11 protein-coding genes are annotated in these 17288 nt (G+C 69.8%); 5 read left to right on the forward strand and 6 right to left on the reverse strand.

From position 1 onward, the window contains the following. Positions 1–318 precede the first annotated feature (318 nt). From BJ986_RS08900 to BJ986_RS16775, 3 genes are all read left to right on the forward strand, one after another. Entirely contained in the window at positions 319–1845 is a 1527-nt protein-coding gene (locus tag BJ986_RS08900) for an alkaline phosphatase D family protein (RefSeq protein ID WP_420372041.1), read from the forward strand. An 826-nt stretch (positions 1846–2671) separates the two neighbouring features. Continuing rightward, on the forward strand, positions 2672–6577 hold the full coding sequence (locus BJ986_RS08905) for a Pls/PosA family non-ribosomal peptide synthetase (RefSeq protein ID WP_179421655.1): 3906 nt from the start codon (positions 2672–2674) through the stop codon (positions 6575–6577). Continuing rightward, the gene (locus tag BJ986_RS16775; protein WP_179421656.1) at positions 6574–7893 is read left to right on the forward strand and encodes a M1 family metallopeptidase; all 1320 of its coding nucleotides are present in this window, start codon (positions 6574–6576) and stop codon (positions 7891–7893) included. The genes BJ986_RS08905 and BJ986_RS16775 overlap by 4 nt, the downstream gene beginning before the upstream one ends. Before the next feature lie 36 nt (positions 7894–7929). Here the strand turns inward: BJ986_RS16775 and BJ986_RS08915 are convergent, their stop codons facing one another. The 6 genes from BJ986_RS08915 to pstC form a co-directional block, all read right to left on the reverse strand. Beyond that, positions 7930–8142 carry a three-helix bundle dimerization domain-containing protein gene (locus BJ986_RS08915; protein ID WP_179421657.1) on the reverse strand — a complete coding sequence of 71 codons (213 nt, stop codon included), beginning with the start codon at positions 8140–8142 and terminating at the stop codon, positions 7930–7932. Between the two features lie 69 nt (positions 8143–8211). After that, positions 8212–8946, reverse strand: coding sequence for a 4'-phosphopantetheinyl transferase family protein (locus tag BJ986_RS08920; RefSeq protein ID WP_179421658.1), 735 nt, complete (start codon positions 8944–8946; stop codon positions 8212–8214). Positions 8947–9495: 549 nt separating this feature from the next. Then, positions 9496–11139 carry a phosphate ABC transporter substrate-binding protein PstS gene (gene pstS, locus BJ986_RS08925; protein ID WP_179421659.1) on the reverse strand — a complete coding sequence of 548 codons (1644 nt, stop codon included), beginning with the start codon at positions 11137–11139 and terminating at the stop codon, positions 9496–9498. Positions 11140–11151: 12 nt separating this feature from the next. Continuing rightward, positions 11152–11988, reverse strand: coding sequence for a phosphate ABC transporter ATP-binding protein (locus tag BJ986_RS08930; RefSeq protein ID WP_179421660.1), 837 nt, complete (start codon positions 11986–11988; stop codon positions 11152–11154). Next, positions 11985–13169, reverse strand: coding sequence for a phosphate ABC transporter permease PstA (gene pstA, locus BJ986_RS08935; protein WP_179421661.1), 1185 nt, complete (start codon positions 13167–13169; stop codon positions 11985–11987). The genes BJ986_RS08930 and pstA overlap by 4 nt, the downstream gene beginning before the upstream one ends. Further along, positions 13169–14155 (reverse strand): phosphate ABC transporter permease subunit PstC, encoded by a 987-nt coding sequence (gene pstC, locus BJ986_RS08940; RefSeq protein WP_179421662.1) that lies wholly within the window; start codon positions 14153–14155, stop codon positions 13169–13171. Before pstC ends, pstA begins: the two co-directional genes overlap by 1 nt. A gap of 247 nt (positions 14156–14402) precedes the next feature. On the opposite strand from pstC, the gene BJ986_RS08945 reads away from it, so the two are divergent. Continuing rightward, on the forward strand, positions 14403–16235 hold the full coding sequence (locus tag BJ986_RS08945; RefSeq protein ID WP_179421663.1) for a substrate-binding domain-containing protein: 1833 nt from the start codon (positions 14403–14405) through the stop codon (positions 16233–16235). After that, positions 16232–17191 (forward strand): class E sortase, encoded by a 960-nt coding sequence (locus tag BJ986_RS08950; RefSeq protein WP_179421664.1) that lies wholly within the window; start codon positions 16232–16234, stop codon positions 17189–17191. Before BJ986_RS08945 ends, BJ986_RS08950 begins: the two co-directional genes overlap by 4 nt. Positions 17192–17288 lie beyond the last annotated feature (97 nt).

Genomic DNA, 17288 nt, shown 5'->3' on the forward strand with positions numbered 1-17288 from the left:
CGTTCATCGCGTGCGCAGGCCCTGAGCTGACCGCCGCGCATTCGCGCACCTCACTCCGAGTGACCTCTCTTGGCCGATGCGGCGGTACACAGCGCCCTGGTCGTTCAACCGGCGGCAGCCACCTAGGACAAGAAGTTCGGATTCCGAGTTGCGAGGCGGTACGCACCCGGTCATGGCCGACAGGACTACTACTCGCCACAGGCTGGTGCTGCATCGTTCAGGGCTTCGTCACCAGTCGTTGGTTCCCGGCGGGCACTATCAGGGACCATGACTGACCTCTCTCGCCGATCCTTGCTCCGTGGCTCCGCTGGGATGGGCTTGGCAGCCCTCACCGCCGGAAGCGTCACACGGCCAGCCGCGGCGCTGGTCCGCACAGGTCAGCCCATCCTGACGCACGGTGTGCAGTCCGGTGACCCTGAGGCTGGGGCCATCACTTTATGGAGCCGGGCGGACCGGCCCGCCCGGCTGGTTGCCGAGGTGTCCTCCGACTCGTCTTTCCGGCGGGTCCTTCGCCGGATGAGCTCACCAGTTGTCACGGCTGGCTCCGACTTCACGGGCCAACTTCGGCTGCACGGCCTGCCCTCGGGTGCCGACCTGCACTACCGCATCACCCCAGTCGACCCTCATGACGCGAAGCTCGCTGGTGAGCCGGTAGCCGGCCGGTTCCGGTCAGCCGTGACCGACCGGCGTGCTATCCGCTTCCTGTGGTCCGGCGACATTGCTGGCCAGGGTTGGGGTGTCAACCCCGACCTCGGCGGCTTCCCGATCGCGCGGGCGATGGCTGCAGCCAACGCAGACTTCTTCCTGAGCTCAGGGGACAACGTTTACGCCGACGGCCCAGTGAAGGCTGAGGTGGTGCTTCCGGACGGCCGTGTGTGGCACAACGTCGTTACCCCCGAAAAGAGCCACGCCGCGATCGCGCTGGACGACTTCCGTGGCCAGTTCAAATACAACCTCGTCTCCGAGAACCGGACCTGGAGGGAGTTCCTCGCCCAGTGCGCGATCGTCGCCCAGTGGGACGACCACGAGGTGCTGAACAACTGGTATCCCGGCGAGGTCCTGGTTGGCCGGTCGGGCTACCCCGACGGTACGCCGGTCGATCCGCTCGTTGCCCGGGCCCGGCAGGCGTTCCACGAGTACATGCCGATCTCCCGCACCTCGCCGGACAAGTTGGGCCGGGTCTACCGCAAGCTGTCCTACGGGCCGTTGCTTGACGTGTTCGTTCTCGACATGCGTAGTCACAAGGATCCCAACACGACGGACCTGCAGACCGCTGACGACGGCGGCATCCTGGGCATGGAGCAGACCGAGTGGCTGATCAAAGAGCTGAAGCGCTCCCGTGCGACGTGGAAGGTCATCGCGAATGACCTGCCCCTAGGGCTCGTCGTGCCCGACTCCACCGAGGGCAAGCCCAACCAGGAGAGCATCTCCAACGGTGACGCCGGGGCGCCGAAGGGGCGCGAGATCGAGTTGGCCCGGGTGCTTACCGAGCTCAAGCGGGCTGGCGTGCGCAACCACGTTTGGCTCACCGCGGACGTCCACTACACCGCGGCTCACCGGTACCACCCGGACCGCGCTGCATACCAAGAGTTCGACCCGTTCTGGGAGTTCGTGTCAGGCCCACTGAACGCCGGAGGCTTCGGCCCAAATTCGCTGGACGCCACCTTTGGTCCCGAGGCGGTCTTCGTTGCCGCCCCGCCGCGCGCGGGCGTCTCTCCGCTGGAAGGGTTCCAGTACTTCGGTCAGGTCGACATCGACCCGCGAACGGAACAGCTGACCGTGACACTGAAGGGTATCGACGGCCACGCGTTGTTCACCCAAGTCCTCGACCCGGCAGCACGCTGAGCGAAGATCCCCAGGCGCTCATCGCTAGGCACAACGTCAAACGGCAAGCGTCCGACCACCCCTCGCAGCGTCGCTCACCGAAGCACGCCATTTCGGCGATCGGTGCAAGTAGCGGGGCAGCCTGCGGGCATGAATGGTCCTGAGGCGCAGGCAGTGGATTGGCTCGACTGGGCCGGCAATGACGCACTCGTCACGTCCATCAGCGTTCGAAAACCAGGTGAAAAGGTCTCGGCGGCCGCCCGCGGGACTTCTGACAGGATGACTCGCGTGAGCGAATTGGGCTGCTTCGGCAGGAGCAGTTCAATGCGGTGCTCGGGCCAATTCGACGGGCACTCTGCGTCCCCGCTCGTGACTTGCTGCAGCTTCGGACGGCAATCCGCGCCGAGACGTCTCTGTGGGGAGGGATGCGATTTCCGATTCTGCCCGTGGAGGCCGGTGGGACTGTAGCGCCGGGGTATCTGCACGTGCCGAGGTTCTGGATGTGGATGTCGCGACGGCCTTCGGGGTCGAGAAATTGGGAAACCTGGAACTGTCGAACGGCAGGGTTCTGTCAACTGAGTCGGCTCGACCCTTCACTGAATTGCACAGGTGGCAACCACCGCCGATCGTGTCGTTCTCCGCAGTGGAGCTCACGGCTACCACCCTGCTCACGACATCAGGGGGCCACATGATGCTTGTCGCTCGGATTGGAGAACTGGCCGATCCCAACGGGGAGTCTGACGAGCGCCGCGACTTCGGCGAGGCGTGGACATGCTCCGTTCACCCAAGGCGAGGATGATCCGCTCATGAGGTCATCCCGCGCGGTCTGCACCCCTGACGGCCTGGGGTGACTCTTCTTCGCGGGCCCCGAGCGCCGGCCCCACGGACCCTGCTCCACATCTTTGCGGAGACGGTCGCCCTGGCACCCGACGAACCTGCTCTGGACAACGGTGCGGACGTGCTCACCTACCTCGAGTTCCAGGAGGCGAGCGAGCTCGTGGCCCGGGAGCTGAACGAGCTGGGAGTGGGATCTGGGGACCGCGTCGGGGTGCGCCTCAGGTCGGGGACGGTCGACCTGTACGTGGCGATCATGGGCGTGCTCATGGCCGGAGCGGCATACGTGCCGGTGGACGCCGACGATCCTGACGAGCGGGCTCGCACCGTCTTCACCGAGGCCGAGGTCTCAGCGGTGATCGGTGACGATCTCGTCATCGACCTGGCCGGGGCGGTCGCCGGTCCGCCCATCGGTGCGCAGGAGCCCGACCACGCGGACGACGCCTGGATCATCTTCACGTCGGGGTCCACCGGCATACCGAAGGGTGTCGCGGTGTCGCACCGCTCTGCGGCGGCCTTCGTGGATGCCGAAGCGCGGTTGTTCGTCCAGGACCGTCCTCTTGGCGTGGGTGACCGCGTGATGGCGGGGCTCTCGGTGGCGTTCGACGCGTCGTGCGAGGAGATGTGGCTCGCGTGGCGCTACGGCGCCTGCCTCGTGCCGGCCCCGCGGTCGCTCGTCCGCAGCGGCATGGAGCTCGGTCCGTGGCTGGTGGCCAACCGGGTCACGGTGGTCTCGACGGTCCCGACGTTGGCCGCATTGTGGCCCACCGAGGCGCTGGCCGCGGTGCGGCTCCTGATCCTCGGCGGAGAGGCCTGTCCCCCTGAGATCGGTGCGCGACTGGCCACCGAGCGTCGGGAGGTGTGGAACACCTACGGACCCACGGAGGCGACCGTCGTGGCCTGCGGGGCGCGGCTCACCGGCGAGGGACCGGTGCGCATCGGACTGCCCTTGGACGGCTGGGACCTCGCGGTGGTCGGCGCGACGGGTGACCCGGTGGGTCCTGGAGAGACGGGTGAGCTCATCATCGGTGGGGTCGGCCTGGCCCGGTACCTGGACCCGGACAAGGATGCGGAGAAGTTCGCGCCGATGCCGTCGCTGGGCTGGGCCAGGGCCTACCGCAGCGGCGACGTGGTCCGCAACGACGACGAGGGCCTGGTCTTCGTCGGCCGCGCTGACGACCAGGTCAAGGTCGGCGGCCGTCGGATCGAGCTCGGCGAGGTGGACAGCCACCTGCTGTCCCTGCCCGGGGTGACCGGCGCTGCCACCGCCGTGCGACACACCAAGGCCGGGCACGCCATGCTGGTCGGCTACGTCGTCATCACCGAGGCCTTCGACCTCGAGGCGTCGCTGGCCTCCCTGCGCCAGTCGATGCCGGCTCCGCTGGTCCCCCGGCTGGCCGAGGTGCGCTCCCTTCCGACTCGCACCTCCGGCAAGATCGACCGGGATGCGCTGCCATGGCCGGTGGCCACCCTGGGCGGCAAGAGCAAGCCTGACCAGTCCGTCCAGCTCGAGGGTACGGCCTTGTGGTTGCAGGAGCTGTGGCTCGAGATCCTCGGCGCGGTCGTGACGAGACCGGACGAGGACTTCTTCGACGTGGGCGGTGGCAGCTTGGCCGCGGCCCACCTGGTGTCGCGGCTGCGGGAGCGCTTTCCCGAGGTGACAGTGGCGGATGTCTACGACGCACCGCGGCTGGGAGACCTGGCGCGTCTGCTGGACCAGCTGGCAGCTCCGGCCGCGGCTCGGGCCAGGAACGTGCGACCCGTTCCCGTGAGCACGCAGCTGGGTCAAGTCGCATTCACCATCCCGGTGCGCATCTTGACCGGTCTGCGCTGGTCCGTGTGGGTCGCTGCCGCCAACAACCTCGTCGTCGACCTGTGGGGACTGGCGTGGCTGCCCAGCGTGTCCTGGTGGTGGGTGCTCCTGGGTTGGCTGGCCTTGGTGACGCCCATCGGGCGGCTCACGCTCAGCGCAGCGGGGGCCAGGATCCTGCTGCGGGGTGTGGGACCGGGCCAGTACCGCCGTGGGGGCCGCGTTCACCTGCGGCTGTGGGCGGCGGACCGTCTCACCGACGAGCTCGGGGCTGCGAACCTCGCCAACGCGCCCTGGTTGCGCCTTTACGCTCGGGCGCTCGGCGCTAGGGTGGGCAAGCACGTCGACCTGCACGCCATACCGCCGGTCACCGGTCTCGCCAGCTTCGGGGACGAGTGCTCGGTCGAGCCCGAGGTGGACCTCGCCGGGCACTGGCTCGACGGCGACCTGTTGCACATCGGTCGGGTGGACATCGGGGAGCGGGCGCGGGTAGGTGCGCGCAGCACCCTGGCGCCCGGCAGTCGGGTCGGGGCGCGCGCGGAGGTGGCGCCGGGGTCTGCCGTCTTCGGCAGCGTCCCGCCGGACCAGTCCTGGGCCGGCGCGCCGGCTCGTCGATCCGGCCGGGCCCGTGGACCGTGGGACGACCGGCTCCCCCTGAACCGGCCGCTGTGGCTGGCTGCCTACGGAGCCGTCGCGGTCCTGATCTCGCTGCTGCCGGCCGTCGCGGTCCTCGCCGGCGTCGTGGTCGTCGCTGGGCCGCTCCGCGCCTCGACCGACCTCTCCTCCGCGGTCCGCGCCGCGTTCGTGTGGCTGCCGGTCGGCACTGTCGTGGGAATGCTCACGCTCGCCCTGCTGGTGCTGGCACTGGTCCGGCTCCTGGGCCTGGGGCTGCGCAGTGGGCACCACCCGATCCACGGACGACAGGCCTGGCAGGCGTGGTCGACCATCCGCGTGCTGGACGAAGCCCGCACGTGGCTCTTCCCCCTCTACTCCAGCAGCCTGACGCCGACGTGGCTGCGGCTGCTGGGAGCGCGCATCGGCCGGGAGGTCGAGGCGTCGACCGTGCTGCTCATCCCGCGGCTGACCACAGTCAGCGATGGAGCATTCCTCGCCGACGACACCCTCCTCGGGGGGTACGAGCTGGGCGGTGGGTGGCTGCGCATCGAGCACGTGAAGGTGGGAAAGCACGCCTTCGTCGGCAACTCGGGCATGGCAGCACCGGGCCGTCGGGTGCCCAAGCGCGGCCTCGTGGCCGTGCTGTCTGCCGCGCCACGTCGTACCAAGGCCAAGGCGGGGACCTCGTGGCTCGGCAGCCCGCCCACGCTGCTGCGTCGTCCCACCGAGTCCGGCGAGACCAGCCGCACCTACGATCCGCCTCGCCGACTGCGCGTGGCCAGGGCCTTGGTGGAGGTATGCCGCCTGGTCGCCGTCATGGCGCACGTCGCGATCTGCGTCGGGGTCGTCGTTGTCATGGAGTGGACAGCCATCGAGCTCGGCTGGGGTGTGGCCGCGGTCTCGACCGGTCTGGCGTTGCTGGCCGCTGGAGCAGTGGCGGCGATGGTGGCGACCCTCGCCAAGTGGCTGTTGGTTGGTCGCGTGAAGCCCTCCGAGTTCCCGCTGTGGAGCTCGTTCGTCTGGCGCAACGAGCTGGCTGACACCTTCGTGGAGGTCGTCGCCGCCCCGTGGTTCGCCCGCGGCGCCACTGGCACCGTGGTCCTCAACTGGTGGCTGCGCAGCATGGGCGCGCGAATCGGGCGCGGCGTCTGGTGCGAGACCTACTGGCTCCCCGAGGCAGACCTGGTCACGTTGGGCGACGGCGTCACCGTGAACCGGGGCTGCGTCGTGCAGACCCACCTGTTCCACGACAGGCTCCTGAGCATGTCCGCCGTCACGATGCGCACCGGTTCCACGTTGGGCTCCAACGGCGTCATCCTTCCGGCCGCAGTCATCGGACGACACGCTACGGTCGGACCCGTGTCCCTGGTCATGAGAGGTGAGTCGGTGCCCGACGGTACCCGTTGGATCGGCAACCCCATCGGGCCCTGGGCGGACGACGGTATCGAGGCCGACGGTGTCGAGGCTGACGGGGTCGAGGTGGCCACTCGGTGATCAGCGACGGGGACCCCTACCTCGCCGGTCACGGGGACGACACCTTCGACGTCGAGCACTACGACCTCGGGCTGGACTACAAGGTCGCCAGCAACCACCTGGCCGGCCGAGCCACGCTGCGCTGTCGCGCCCTCCACGAGGCGGAGCGGTTCGCTCTCGACCTTCACGGACTCAGGGTGTCCAAGGTGACCATCGACGGGGTCGCCCCTCGCAAGTACCGCCACAGCGCGGGCAAGCTGCTCCTCCAGCCGCACAGCAGGCTCGTTCCGGGTGCGGGGTTCACCGTCACGGTCACCTACTCCGGTCATCCGACGACGGTGCCCGGACCCCACGGCGGCGCAGGCTGGGAAGAGCTCACCGACGGAGCCATCGTGGCGGGGCAGCCCGATGGTGCGCCCTCCTGGTTCCCCTGCAACGACCGGCCGTCCAACAAGGCCACCTACAGGTTCGACGTGGCCGCTCCAGCCGGGTACCGCGTGATCGCCAACGGTGCCCTGACCGACCGACGACCGATGTCCAGCCGCGTGCTCTGGAGCTACGAGCAGCGCGAGCCGATGTCCACGTACCTGGCCACGCTGCAGGTCGGTCGGTATCGGAGCACGGCCCTCCCGGGGTCGCCTGTCCCGATGACTGCCGAGGCGCCCGCGAGACTCACCGACGAAGTCCTGGCTGCCCTGTCCCGGCAACCCGAGATGATGCGCACTTTCGTGGACCTCTTCGGGCCGTACCCCTTTGGCGCGTACACCGTCGTCGTGACGGACGACGACCTGGAGATCCCCGTGGAGTCCCAGACCCTGTCCACGTTCGGTCGCAACCACATGCGCACGGACTGGGCCGGCCAACGCCTCATCGCGCACGAGCTGGCCCACCAGTGGTTCGGCAACTCCCTCACCACCGCGCGGTGGCAGGACATCTGGCTGCACGAGGGTTTCGCCTGCTACAGCGAGTGGCTGTGGTCGGAGGCATCGGGCGGACGCGCAGCCGGGCGGCACGCCTCCGAGCACTGGAGACGGCTGGAGTCATCCCCGCAGGACCTCGTCCTCGCAGACCCCTCCCGCCCCCTGATGTTCGACGACCGCGTCTACAAGCGCGGGGCCCTGCTCCTGCACGCCTTGCGCGTGACCATCGGGGACACCCGCTTCTTCACGCTGCTGCGCCAGTGGGTAGCGGCCCATCGTCATGGCTCGGTGACCACCGCGCAGTTCATCGAGCGCTTCACCGAGGGAGCAGGCCCCGACCGCGACGAAGTGAGCAGCCTGTTCCGCGCGTGGTTGCTCGAGCCGCAGCTGCCGCCGCTGCCCAGGAGTTCGCGCTAGGCACTCCGACCGTCGCGCCCGTCGCGCCCCTGGCCTTTACGTGCTCGACGATGCGGAAGCCAGCGCCGTGAGCCGCTCCCTGCACACGCGCTCGACCAGCAGCGGCACGTAGTCGCGGACCGGCCCGTCGAAGCGGGAGCGTGCCTCGGCGACGACCGAACGCACCGTCGCAGGATCGACTGCGGGGAACCGCGCCACGAGACCTTCGGACACCTTCACCAAGGCAGCATCCTCGTCAAGTCCGGACATGATTCGAACAGTCCTCCTGGCGAGCCGCCAGCGCAAGACCTGTAGGCGCACGGCCTGGTGACGGGACGCTCACGACAGCGGGTCGACCCACTGCGCCCGCGCCTCGGTCGCTGCGCTGCACGCCACCGGTACAGCCGCGCGCGGGGCGTCGGTGACCACGACTCCGCGGACCCCGGCCGGCATCCCGCGCGCGCGACGGGGCTGGCCATCGTCGCCGACGAGGTAGTGGCGACCCCTGGTGGACGGTGGCCCTGTGAGCGCCGGAAGCCAGGTGGCGGCCTGGTCCAGCGTCCCGTCACCCCACTTGAGCAGAGCCTCGGCTCTTACCCACGACCGAAGGTCGGGGGCTCCCTCCCAGGCGCCGCGGCCTAGGGACGTCAATGGCTCCACGTCGACACCCACGGGTCCGTTGCCGGCCACCGCGGCGACGTAGCCCCCGGCATGGGCCCATGAGACGCGCTCGCCGGGCACGTCGACGAACGGTCGGCCATGCGCCGCCCCGCAGCGCTCGCACCGCTGGGAGAAGGCGATCCCCGCGATCGCCGCAGGGTCGGCTCCCTGACCGTGACGCCGGGCGATCAGCAGCCGCGCCAGCACCCGGGCTGCAACGAAGTCCCGACGATCGAGCTCGAGGGACAAACGGCCGGCCCGTGCCGCCTCCTGCGAGGTGAGCAGAGAGTCAGGGTCGATCGCCGGGCGCACGTGGTCGAGGACCTCCTGCGCGGGCAGGCACGAGAAGAGCGCTGGAGGCGGTGCCGCGCCACTGCGGTCAACGCCGACCCTCACTTCTGCCAGTCGGCGCACAGGTCAATGATGACCGCCACGGGCACGTCCGCCAACTGGTCAGCAACCACAGATGATTCCGCGACACATGAGGCAGCCTGAAGGTGCTCGACGCGACTCCTGCAGCGGGTGTCGGCGCTGTTCGATGTGTATGACGCGGTCCAGAAGTTGGGGATCACACCCGTCTACCCGCAACGGTGGGACGTCAGGGATAGGTCGCCTCCGACCACTGAGCCAGGTGGCGCGTGAAGGTTTCGTACCTCCTCGCGGCCGTCCGCGCAGCGACTGGGCGGCGGGCCTAACGCCCAGCACCGCGCCGTTGTCTCGGCGCCAAGCCCCAACCGAGGCGCCTCGCCCTCGACCTGCAGGGCCGACGCCACGGTCCTGTCGCGGAGACCGGGAAAGCGCCTACCACCATGGGGACGCTAGCGGCCGCCTCCGACACTGGCTGCGGATGGAGAGCCCTGGCCGGTGCTGCCATGCCTTCACTGGCGCCTTGGCACCGAACCGAGGCACGTGCGGAGCCACAGAGACTTCTCTACAGCGCCATACCGTTGCTCTAGCGTTCGGTCACCCTTGGGCGCGGCGGCTGCCTCCGCCGAGGCGGCCGATGACCGCCGTCCCTGCACCGCGCACACGCTCCATCGAGCCGGGCGCGCGGCGGCGCACCTGCCGCACGGTGCCGAGCGCCGGCCCCGCGAGCAAGGCCGGCAGCAGGACCGCCAGCAGCGCCGCAAGGGCGGGGTAGGACGCGGACCCACCGGCAGCGGTGGGCACCACGAGCGAGACGTTCTGCGCAGGCGCGTAGGCCGATGTCTGGAGTCCGTTGGTGCTGGTGCCTGCCAGGCCGTTCGCGCCAGCCGGCACGGTGCCGGCGGGGGTCAAGCCCCCGGCCGTCGTCGGGGCGGGGTGGCCCAGCGACCCGCTCAAGGAGGGCGTGCCGGGCGACGCAAGGTTGCCCTGAGGGGCGTGGCCGGACGTCGCGCCGCCGCCCGAGCCGGGAGGCGCGGCGCTCCCGGTCCCAGCGGTCAGGCCCGGGACACCGCCGTCGACAGCCCCGGGAATGGTCGGGTTGGCGCAGCGGGACAGCGGCGGTGGGGTCGGGGCTCCGGGAATCCGCTTCACCGCACTGAAGACCACCTTCACCAGGTTGGGCGGCAGCGGGGAGTACCCGAGCACGGCGGCCTTCTGCTGGCCCGCGCAGGCGAAGTAGAGCATGTAGGCCCCGAGCACGCGGCCCTTCTGAGGGTCGATCCCGCTCGTCGGCGTGACCATGTAGCTGTAGGACGAGATCGGGTAGGCGTCAGGCGAAGGGTTGGTGTAGACGGCACCCAGGTTCTGGGTCTGGTCGCCGTTGAGGGTGGCCCGGGTCAGGGCGACCGACACGGCGTGCGCCGTCGGCAGCACGTAGGCGCCGGAGGCGTTACGGATGAACGCGACCGGCCGGTTGCGCTCGATGGCGTACCCGGCCTCGACGTATCCGATCGAGCCCACGCCCGTCGAGTCGTTCGCCACGTAGTTCGCCACGCCGTCGGACCCCTTCTGGGCCACACTGTTTCCGAAGGTCGGCCAGTAGGACGTCGCAGCGTCGGGCACGCCCTGCGAGGCCGTGAACTTCGCCCAGGCAGACGGGGTCTCGTGCAGCAGGTAGCTCGAGAACTGGGCGGACGTGCCCGAGCCGTCGGAGCGCAGGACCGGCGTGATGGCCTGGTGTGGCAGGTTCAGCCCCGGGTTGTCCGCCTTGACCTGCGGCGCGTCCCACGAGGTGATCGTGCCGGTGAAGATCCCGCCCAGCGTCTCCTTGGACAGGCGCAGACCGTTCACCGCGCGTCCCGAGGCGTCGCGGAGGTTGTACATGAGCGACGTCCCGCCCGCGACATCCGGGAGGTACTGAAAGCTCTTGCCCTCGGCGCGAAGCCGGCGCACCTCGTCGGGCTGGAAGGGGATCTCGGTAGCCGCGAAGTCCACCTGGTTGATGATGTAGAAGTTGCGCCCGGCCGAGGAGCCGACACCGGAGTAGTTGATGTTCAGCCCGTAGTGGGCGACGTCGGCGCGCCACTGGTCCAGGGCGATCTGCGACCAGGTCGAGCCGGCCCCGGTCACGGTGACGTCACCACCGGCCGCCCATGCCGTCGCCGCGGGCAGCAGGCTGAGCGCGACGGCGCCGGCTACCGCGGTAGCTGCCCCCAGGGCCCTGCGAAGTCCAGAGTGCACGATTCTCCTCGATCAGCCGAAGCGGCCGGCGACGTAGTCCGCCGTCCGGGGGTCTTGGGGGGTGGTGAACATGGCGTTCGTGGGGCCAGCCTCGACGACGCGCCCAGGCTCGTTCTCAGCCGCCAGGAAGAAGGCGCACGAGTCCGACACCCGTTGGGCCTGCTGCATGTTGTGGGTCACGATGACGACGGTGACCTCCTCCGCGATCTCGCGGATCGTCTCCTCGATCCGCCGCGTCGAGGTGGGGTCGAGCGCCGAGCAGGGCTCGTCCATGAGCAGGACCTCGGGTGAGACCGCCAGCGACCGGGCGATGCAGAGGCGTTGCTGCTGTCCGCCGGACAGCGCTCCGCCGGGCTCGTCGAGGCGCTTGGCGACCTCCGACCACAGACCCGCACGGGTCAGGCTCAGCTCGACCAGGGCGTCCGGGTCGGCCACCGGGAGTCCCGCAAGCTTGGGTCCGGAGAGCACGTTGTCGCGGATGTTCATGGCAGGGAACGGGTTCGGCTTCTGGAAGACCATGCCGATCCGCTTGCGGATCGCCGTGGCCCGGGACCCTGCGGCATAGATGTCCGTGCCGTCCAGGAGCACCTCGCCAGCGAGCTGTGCCCCGGGCACGAGCTCGTGCATGCGGTTGAGCGTCCGCAGATAGGTCGACTTGCCGCAGCCGCTGGGCCCGATGAGGGCGGTGACCGTCCGCGCCGGCATGTCGAGGCTGATGCGGTCGAGCACCTTGCGCTCGCCGAACCACGCCGAGACCTCCCGCGTCGCAAGGCCTGCCCACTCGGTCGTCCATGGCTCGTGGGGGGAGGGAGCACTGACGCTGCGAGCGGTGTCGAGGACTTCGGTCATGAGGAGGCCTTCCGCCGGGGGCGACGGCGGCCGGGGGCCGCGCGGTTGGTGATGACGCGCGCCAGCGTGAAGAGCATGAGCACCAGCGCGACGAGGACGAGGGTGGCGGTCCAGGCGCGGTCCACCAGCGCCTGGTTGGGCGCCTGGAAGTAGTCCCAGACGAACTTCGGCAGGCTCGCCTGTGCCCCGGAGAACGGGTCGGCGTTGAAGACCTTGTTGCCGAAGGAGGTCATGAGAAGCGGTGCGGTCTCGCCCACCCCGCGCGCCACGCCCAGGACGGAGGCCGTCACCAGGCCACCGCGCGCCGTCGGGAGCACGACGCTCCAGACCGTCTTCGCCTGCGAGGCGCCGAGGGCGAGGCTCGCTTCCCGCAGCCCCGACGGCACCAGCCGCAGGATCTCCTCGGCGGTCCGAGCCACGCTGGGCAGCATCAGGATCGCCAGGGCGAGGGAGGCCGCGAAGCCGGAGAAGTGCTGGTTCAACCCGACGACCCACACGATGTAGATGAACAAGCCGGCGACGATGGACGGCACGCCACTCATCGTGTCCACGAACATCCGCACGGGCCGGCGCAGGGGGCCACGCACCTCGTTGCAGAACACCGCGGTGACGATGCCGAGCGGCACCACGATCAGGACCGCGAGACCCACCTGCTCGAGCGTCCCGATGATCGCGTGGCCGGCGCCGCCAGATGCGCGATCCGAGAGGGCGGCAGTGGTGCGAAGGTCATGGACGAAGAAGCCCGGCCGCAGCTCGGGCAGGCCCTTGATGACAACGAAACCGACGATGTGGACCAGGGGCGCCAGCAGCGCCAGCGCGGCGGTGCACACGACGACCGACGCCACCCGGTCGGACGCCGCCTGCCGTCCTTCCTGCTCGCGGGCCGTGACATAGACCATGAGGAGGAAGACGGCGTACCAGCAGATCCCGAACCCGACCGCGCCAGACAGGCCCGCGAGGTAGGAGTAGCCCACCAGCATCAACGCGTAGGCGCTCACGGCGCAGCCGAACACGAGGAGAACCTGCGGCCAGGGCACCGTGGCCCGCAGCCGGTGCTCGGGCGCGACGTCCGAACCAGCAGGCACCGCGAAGACCGTGGTCTGGTGTGTGTTCGTGGACGCAGACACGGGGCGCCCAGTGGGGGTCTCGGCCTGGTCGAGGTCGAGGTCGACGACGGACATCAGATGTCCACCCCGGCTCCGGATCGGGATCGGGCGACGACGAAGGAGGCGCAGACGTTGACGACCAGCGTCATCGCGAACAGTGCGACACCCGCGGCCATCAGGGCCGAGAGCCCGAGGGCGTTCGCGTCACCGAATCGGAGCGCGATCAGCGCCGCGATGCTGTTGGCGCCGGTCTGGAGCACGTGCGGGCTGATCACGAAGGACGGGCTGACGATGACGGCCACCGCGACCGTCTCACCCAGCGCGCGCCCGAGGCCGAGCATGGTGCCGGCGACGATCCCGCCCTTGCCGAAGGGCAGCACGACGGTGCGCACCATCGCCCATCTCGTGGACCCCAGGGCGAGCGCCGCCTCCTTCTCCCCGAGCGGCGCGGAGGCGAAGACCTCACGAACGACCGAGGTGATGATGGGCAGGACCATAAGGCTCACCACCACGCCGGCCACGAATGCTGAGCCTGTGTAGGAGGCGCGGTCGACCCTGAGCACGGGGACAGCTGCCAGATGCGTCGACAGCCACGTCGCGATGCCCACGAGGTGAGGTTGGAGGGCGAACACCCCCCACAGGCCGAAGACGATGCTGGGCACGGAGGCCAACAGGTCGACGAGCGAGGTCAGCGGCCGACGCAACCGCCGAGGCGCGTAGTCGGTGAGGAACAACGCAGTCAGCGTCGCCGTGGGCACCGCGATCACGAGCGCGATCACGGCGATGACGACCGTGCCGTAGACCAGGGCCGCGACACCGAAGCGGGGGTGCGTGGCCTCGGTGTCCCAGCGGCGCTCGGTGAGGAACGACCAGCCGCTCACGTGCAGCGCGGGCTGAGCCTTGATGACCAGGAAGGTGCCGATGAGCACCAGGATGACGAGAGTCAGGAGCGCAGTCGCAGTGACACCGCCGCGGAAGAGCCTGTCGCCGAGGGACATCCCACTGGGTAGCGGCCGGGGCCGGTCCTCCTCGACGCGCAGAGCAGCGGTCTCGACGGTCATGCGGGCGCCTCCTTGGTCAGGGCACGTCATCGCGCGCAGATCCTGCCCGCAAGTGGACGGGCATCCGTCGACATCCGAAGCATCCCGGAGCGAGTTCAACGAATTGGCCCGTGTTGGGTGAACACCCGGCGACTGAACCCGAAACGTTCCCTCGGAATCAGACAATCGCGTTGACCCGCAAAGGCATTCGCGGCCACAGTTTGCGTCGCCCCCGCCTGTGTATCTGAGTGTCCAGTGAGGTTCTCGCGTGTCCATCCGTCCTGCGTGGGGCACAGCCCTGCGCCGCGTCTCCGCGGCCCTCGTGCTCGGAGGCACCTGCCTCATCGGGCTTGCCGCCATCTCCACTGGCGCCCAGGCGCAGGCTCCCCGATCGGTCACGGTCACTCCCTCGGACCAGCTGGCCGAAGGCCAATGGGCCAGGGTCAGCTGGCAGGGGTTCACCGGAGACGCCCCCGTGGACATCCGGCAGTGCGGGCCGGAGGCCACCCGCATCGACCAGTGCAGCCACTTCCTGACGAACGCCAGCACCACCAGCGGTGCCGGCGCCCTCACCTTCCAGGTGCACACCGGGCAGCTCACCTCCGCCCAGGCCTGCGACGCCGGTCACCCGTGCTCCGTGGTCGTCCTGGAGGACTCCGCCCCTGAGGACTTCTCCTCGGCAGCCGGTGCCCCGATCAGCTTTGCCAAGACCGCCGACTCCTGCCCGCAGAACGTCACCGGGATGACGGCGCTGGGCTCGGACGCCGCGGCTCGGGCAATGTTCCGGTGGGCAACGACATTGTGCGACAAGCCTTATCGCACGCCCGTGGACTTCACGACGGGCAACGACGTCCAGGGTCGGCGAAACGCCTGGCGAGATCTGCGCGACTTCGGTGTGACCCAGGACCCGCTCACCACCGAGGACCGCTCGCTTCCCACCGTGAACCAGCGCACCTTCACATACGTGCCGCTGACGGTCTCCGCAGTCAGCTTCGCGTACAACCTGCACGACGCGAAGACAGGTGCCCAGATCGACGACCTCAAGCTCACACCCGACCTGCTCGCGATGATCTTCACCGGCCAGATCGACAACTGGAACGACCCTCGGATCCTGGCCCTCAACCAGGGCCACTCGTTCCCCACCTCCGTCAAGCCCATCGCGCGCGCCGACGGCTGCGGCCTCACCCTCGAGCTGACCCGCTTCTTCGAGGCCACCGCCAAGGCGGCATACGAACAGGGTGGCGCCGCCTACCGCGGCGGCCCTGTCGACACCTACCCCTCGACCGGCTTCGTCGACCTGCGCACCGGCGGCGACGCCGTCGCGCAGGGCCTCACCCGACCCGACGACACCGACTACTCGGTCTACGGCTACATCGGCGTCCTCGACTCCAGCGCCGCGGCCTTCAACGGCCTGCCCATGGTCCAGGTGGCCAATGCCGCGGGCCAGTACGTCGCCCCGACCGACCCGGCGATTCTCGCTGGACTGAGCCACATGCGGGTCGGCGCGGATGGTGTCACCGCGCAGCCCGAGTTCGACACGACGGATCCTGCCGCCTACCCGCTGCCCACCCTCACCACTGCGGTCGTCCCCACGAGCGGGACCACCAAGGCGACCGGAACCGCGCTCCGGACCATCCTCACGTATGCCAGCGGCGACGGGCAGAAGGTGCTGCCTGCGGGGTACGTCCCCATGCCTGCCGCGCTGACTGACATCGCGGCGCAACGCATCGCGACCATCCCGCAGCCGCAGGACCCGAAACCGACACCATCGCCCGCACCGCACGGACCCGAGGTCACCCCCCCAGGGACCCTGCCGGCTCCGACGCCGGGGTCCCTGGGCGCACTCTCCGGCGGCACGGGTCCGGGTGGGTCCCTCACTGGCGGGTCCATGCCGTCCCCGACGGGCGGCGCACCGCTCCCGGGGCCCGGCGCGACCACACCGAGCGAGACCCTTCGGGCATCGACCGTGTCGAGCACGACACCCTTGGTGCTGCCCCAGCCCGCGCCCGTGCCCGCGCCGCTCCTGCCGGGCGTACTCATGCTCTCCAGCGGTGCCGCCCTGGGAGGCACTCTGCTGCTCCGCCGTGAGGTGGCCGCATGAGCGCCGTCGGCACCTCTCCTCAGGTCGGGGCGGGTCTGCGCCTGCCAGCACTCACGATCACCAGGAGCCAGATCGGGGTGCTCCTCGGCTGGGTCCTGGTGGCGTGGTCGGTGGTAGTGGCGGCCGCGATCGTGCTCGCCTTCGGCATCGGGCCGGTGCTCGAGCGGAACGCTCAAGCGCGACTGGTGGAGGAGCTGGCCACGCGGTTCCAGGCAACCCAGGCGGACCGCCAGCTTCAGCTCCCGCAGACGGCGAGCGGGCTGCTCGGCCCGTCGACGGCATCAGCGCCCCACCTCGCCGACCCCCACGACCTGACCCTCCTCGCGCCCGCGCGCGGAGATGCGGTCGCCCTGCTGCAGATCCCGCGGCTGCATCTGTCCCAGGTGGTCGTCGAAGGGGTCCAGCCGGCGCAGCTCGAGCAAGGACCCGGTCACGTCCCCGGCACGGCCCTTCCGGGCCAGCCAGGCACCGCCGGCGTCGTCGGCACGCGCACCAGCTATGGCGCGTTGTTCCGGGCCCTGCCGTCCCTGCGTGCCGACGACGAGATCACCGTGGCGACTGCCGAGGGGGTGGCGCACTACCGGGTGTCGACCGCCCCGCTCGGCGCGGACCCGTATGCCGAGGGGGATCGACCTCGCCTCGTCCTCACCACCAGCGGCCCGGAGTATGTCGCGAGTCGCGCTGTATCGCTCGCTGCCGACCTCCAGGGCGCGCCGTTCGCGCCGACACCGCGAGCCGGGCGCGACCTCAGTGAGACCGGCATGGGCGGACAGGCCGGTGTCTGGAAGGACCTCGTGCTCCTGCTGGAGGTCCTGGCACTCGTCACGGCGATCACCATCGCGCTCTACCGGCGGTGGCACCGAACGTCCACGTGGCTGATCACCACCCCGCCCTTGGTGCTCCTCGTCGCCGTGGCCGCAACAGCATTCAGCCGGATGCTCCCGGCCGCGCTGTGACCGGGTGTCCGAATTGCCCGATGCAGCCGAACTGTTCGCCCTCTGTTCCGTTGTGTGGCAACCGAATTCACTGTCGAGCCGTCGTCTCGCGCTGATA

The organism is Pedococcus badiiscoriae (assembly GCF_013408925.1).
GTDB lineage: Bacteria > Actinomycetota > Actinomycetes > Actinomycetales > Dermatophilaceae > Pedococcus > Pedococcus badiiscoriae.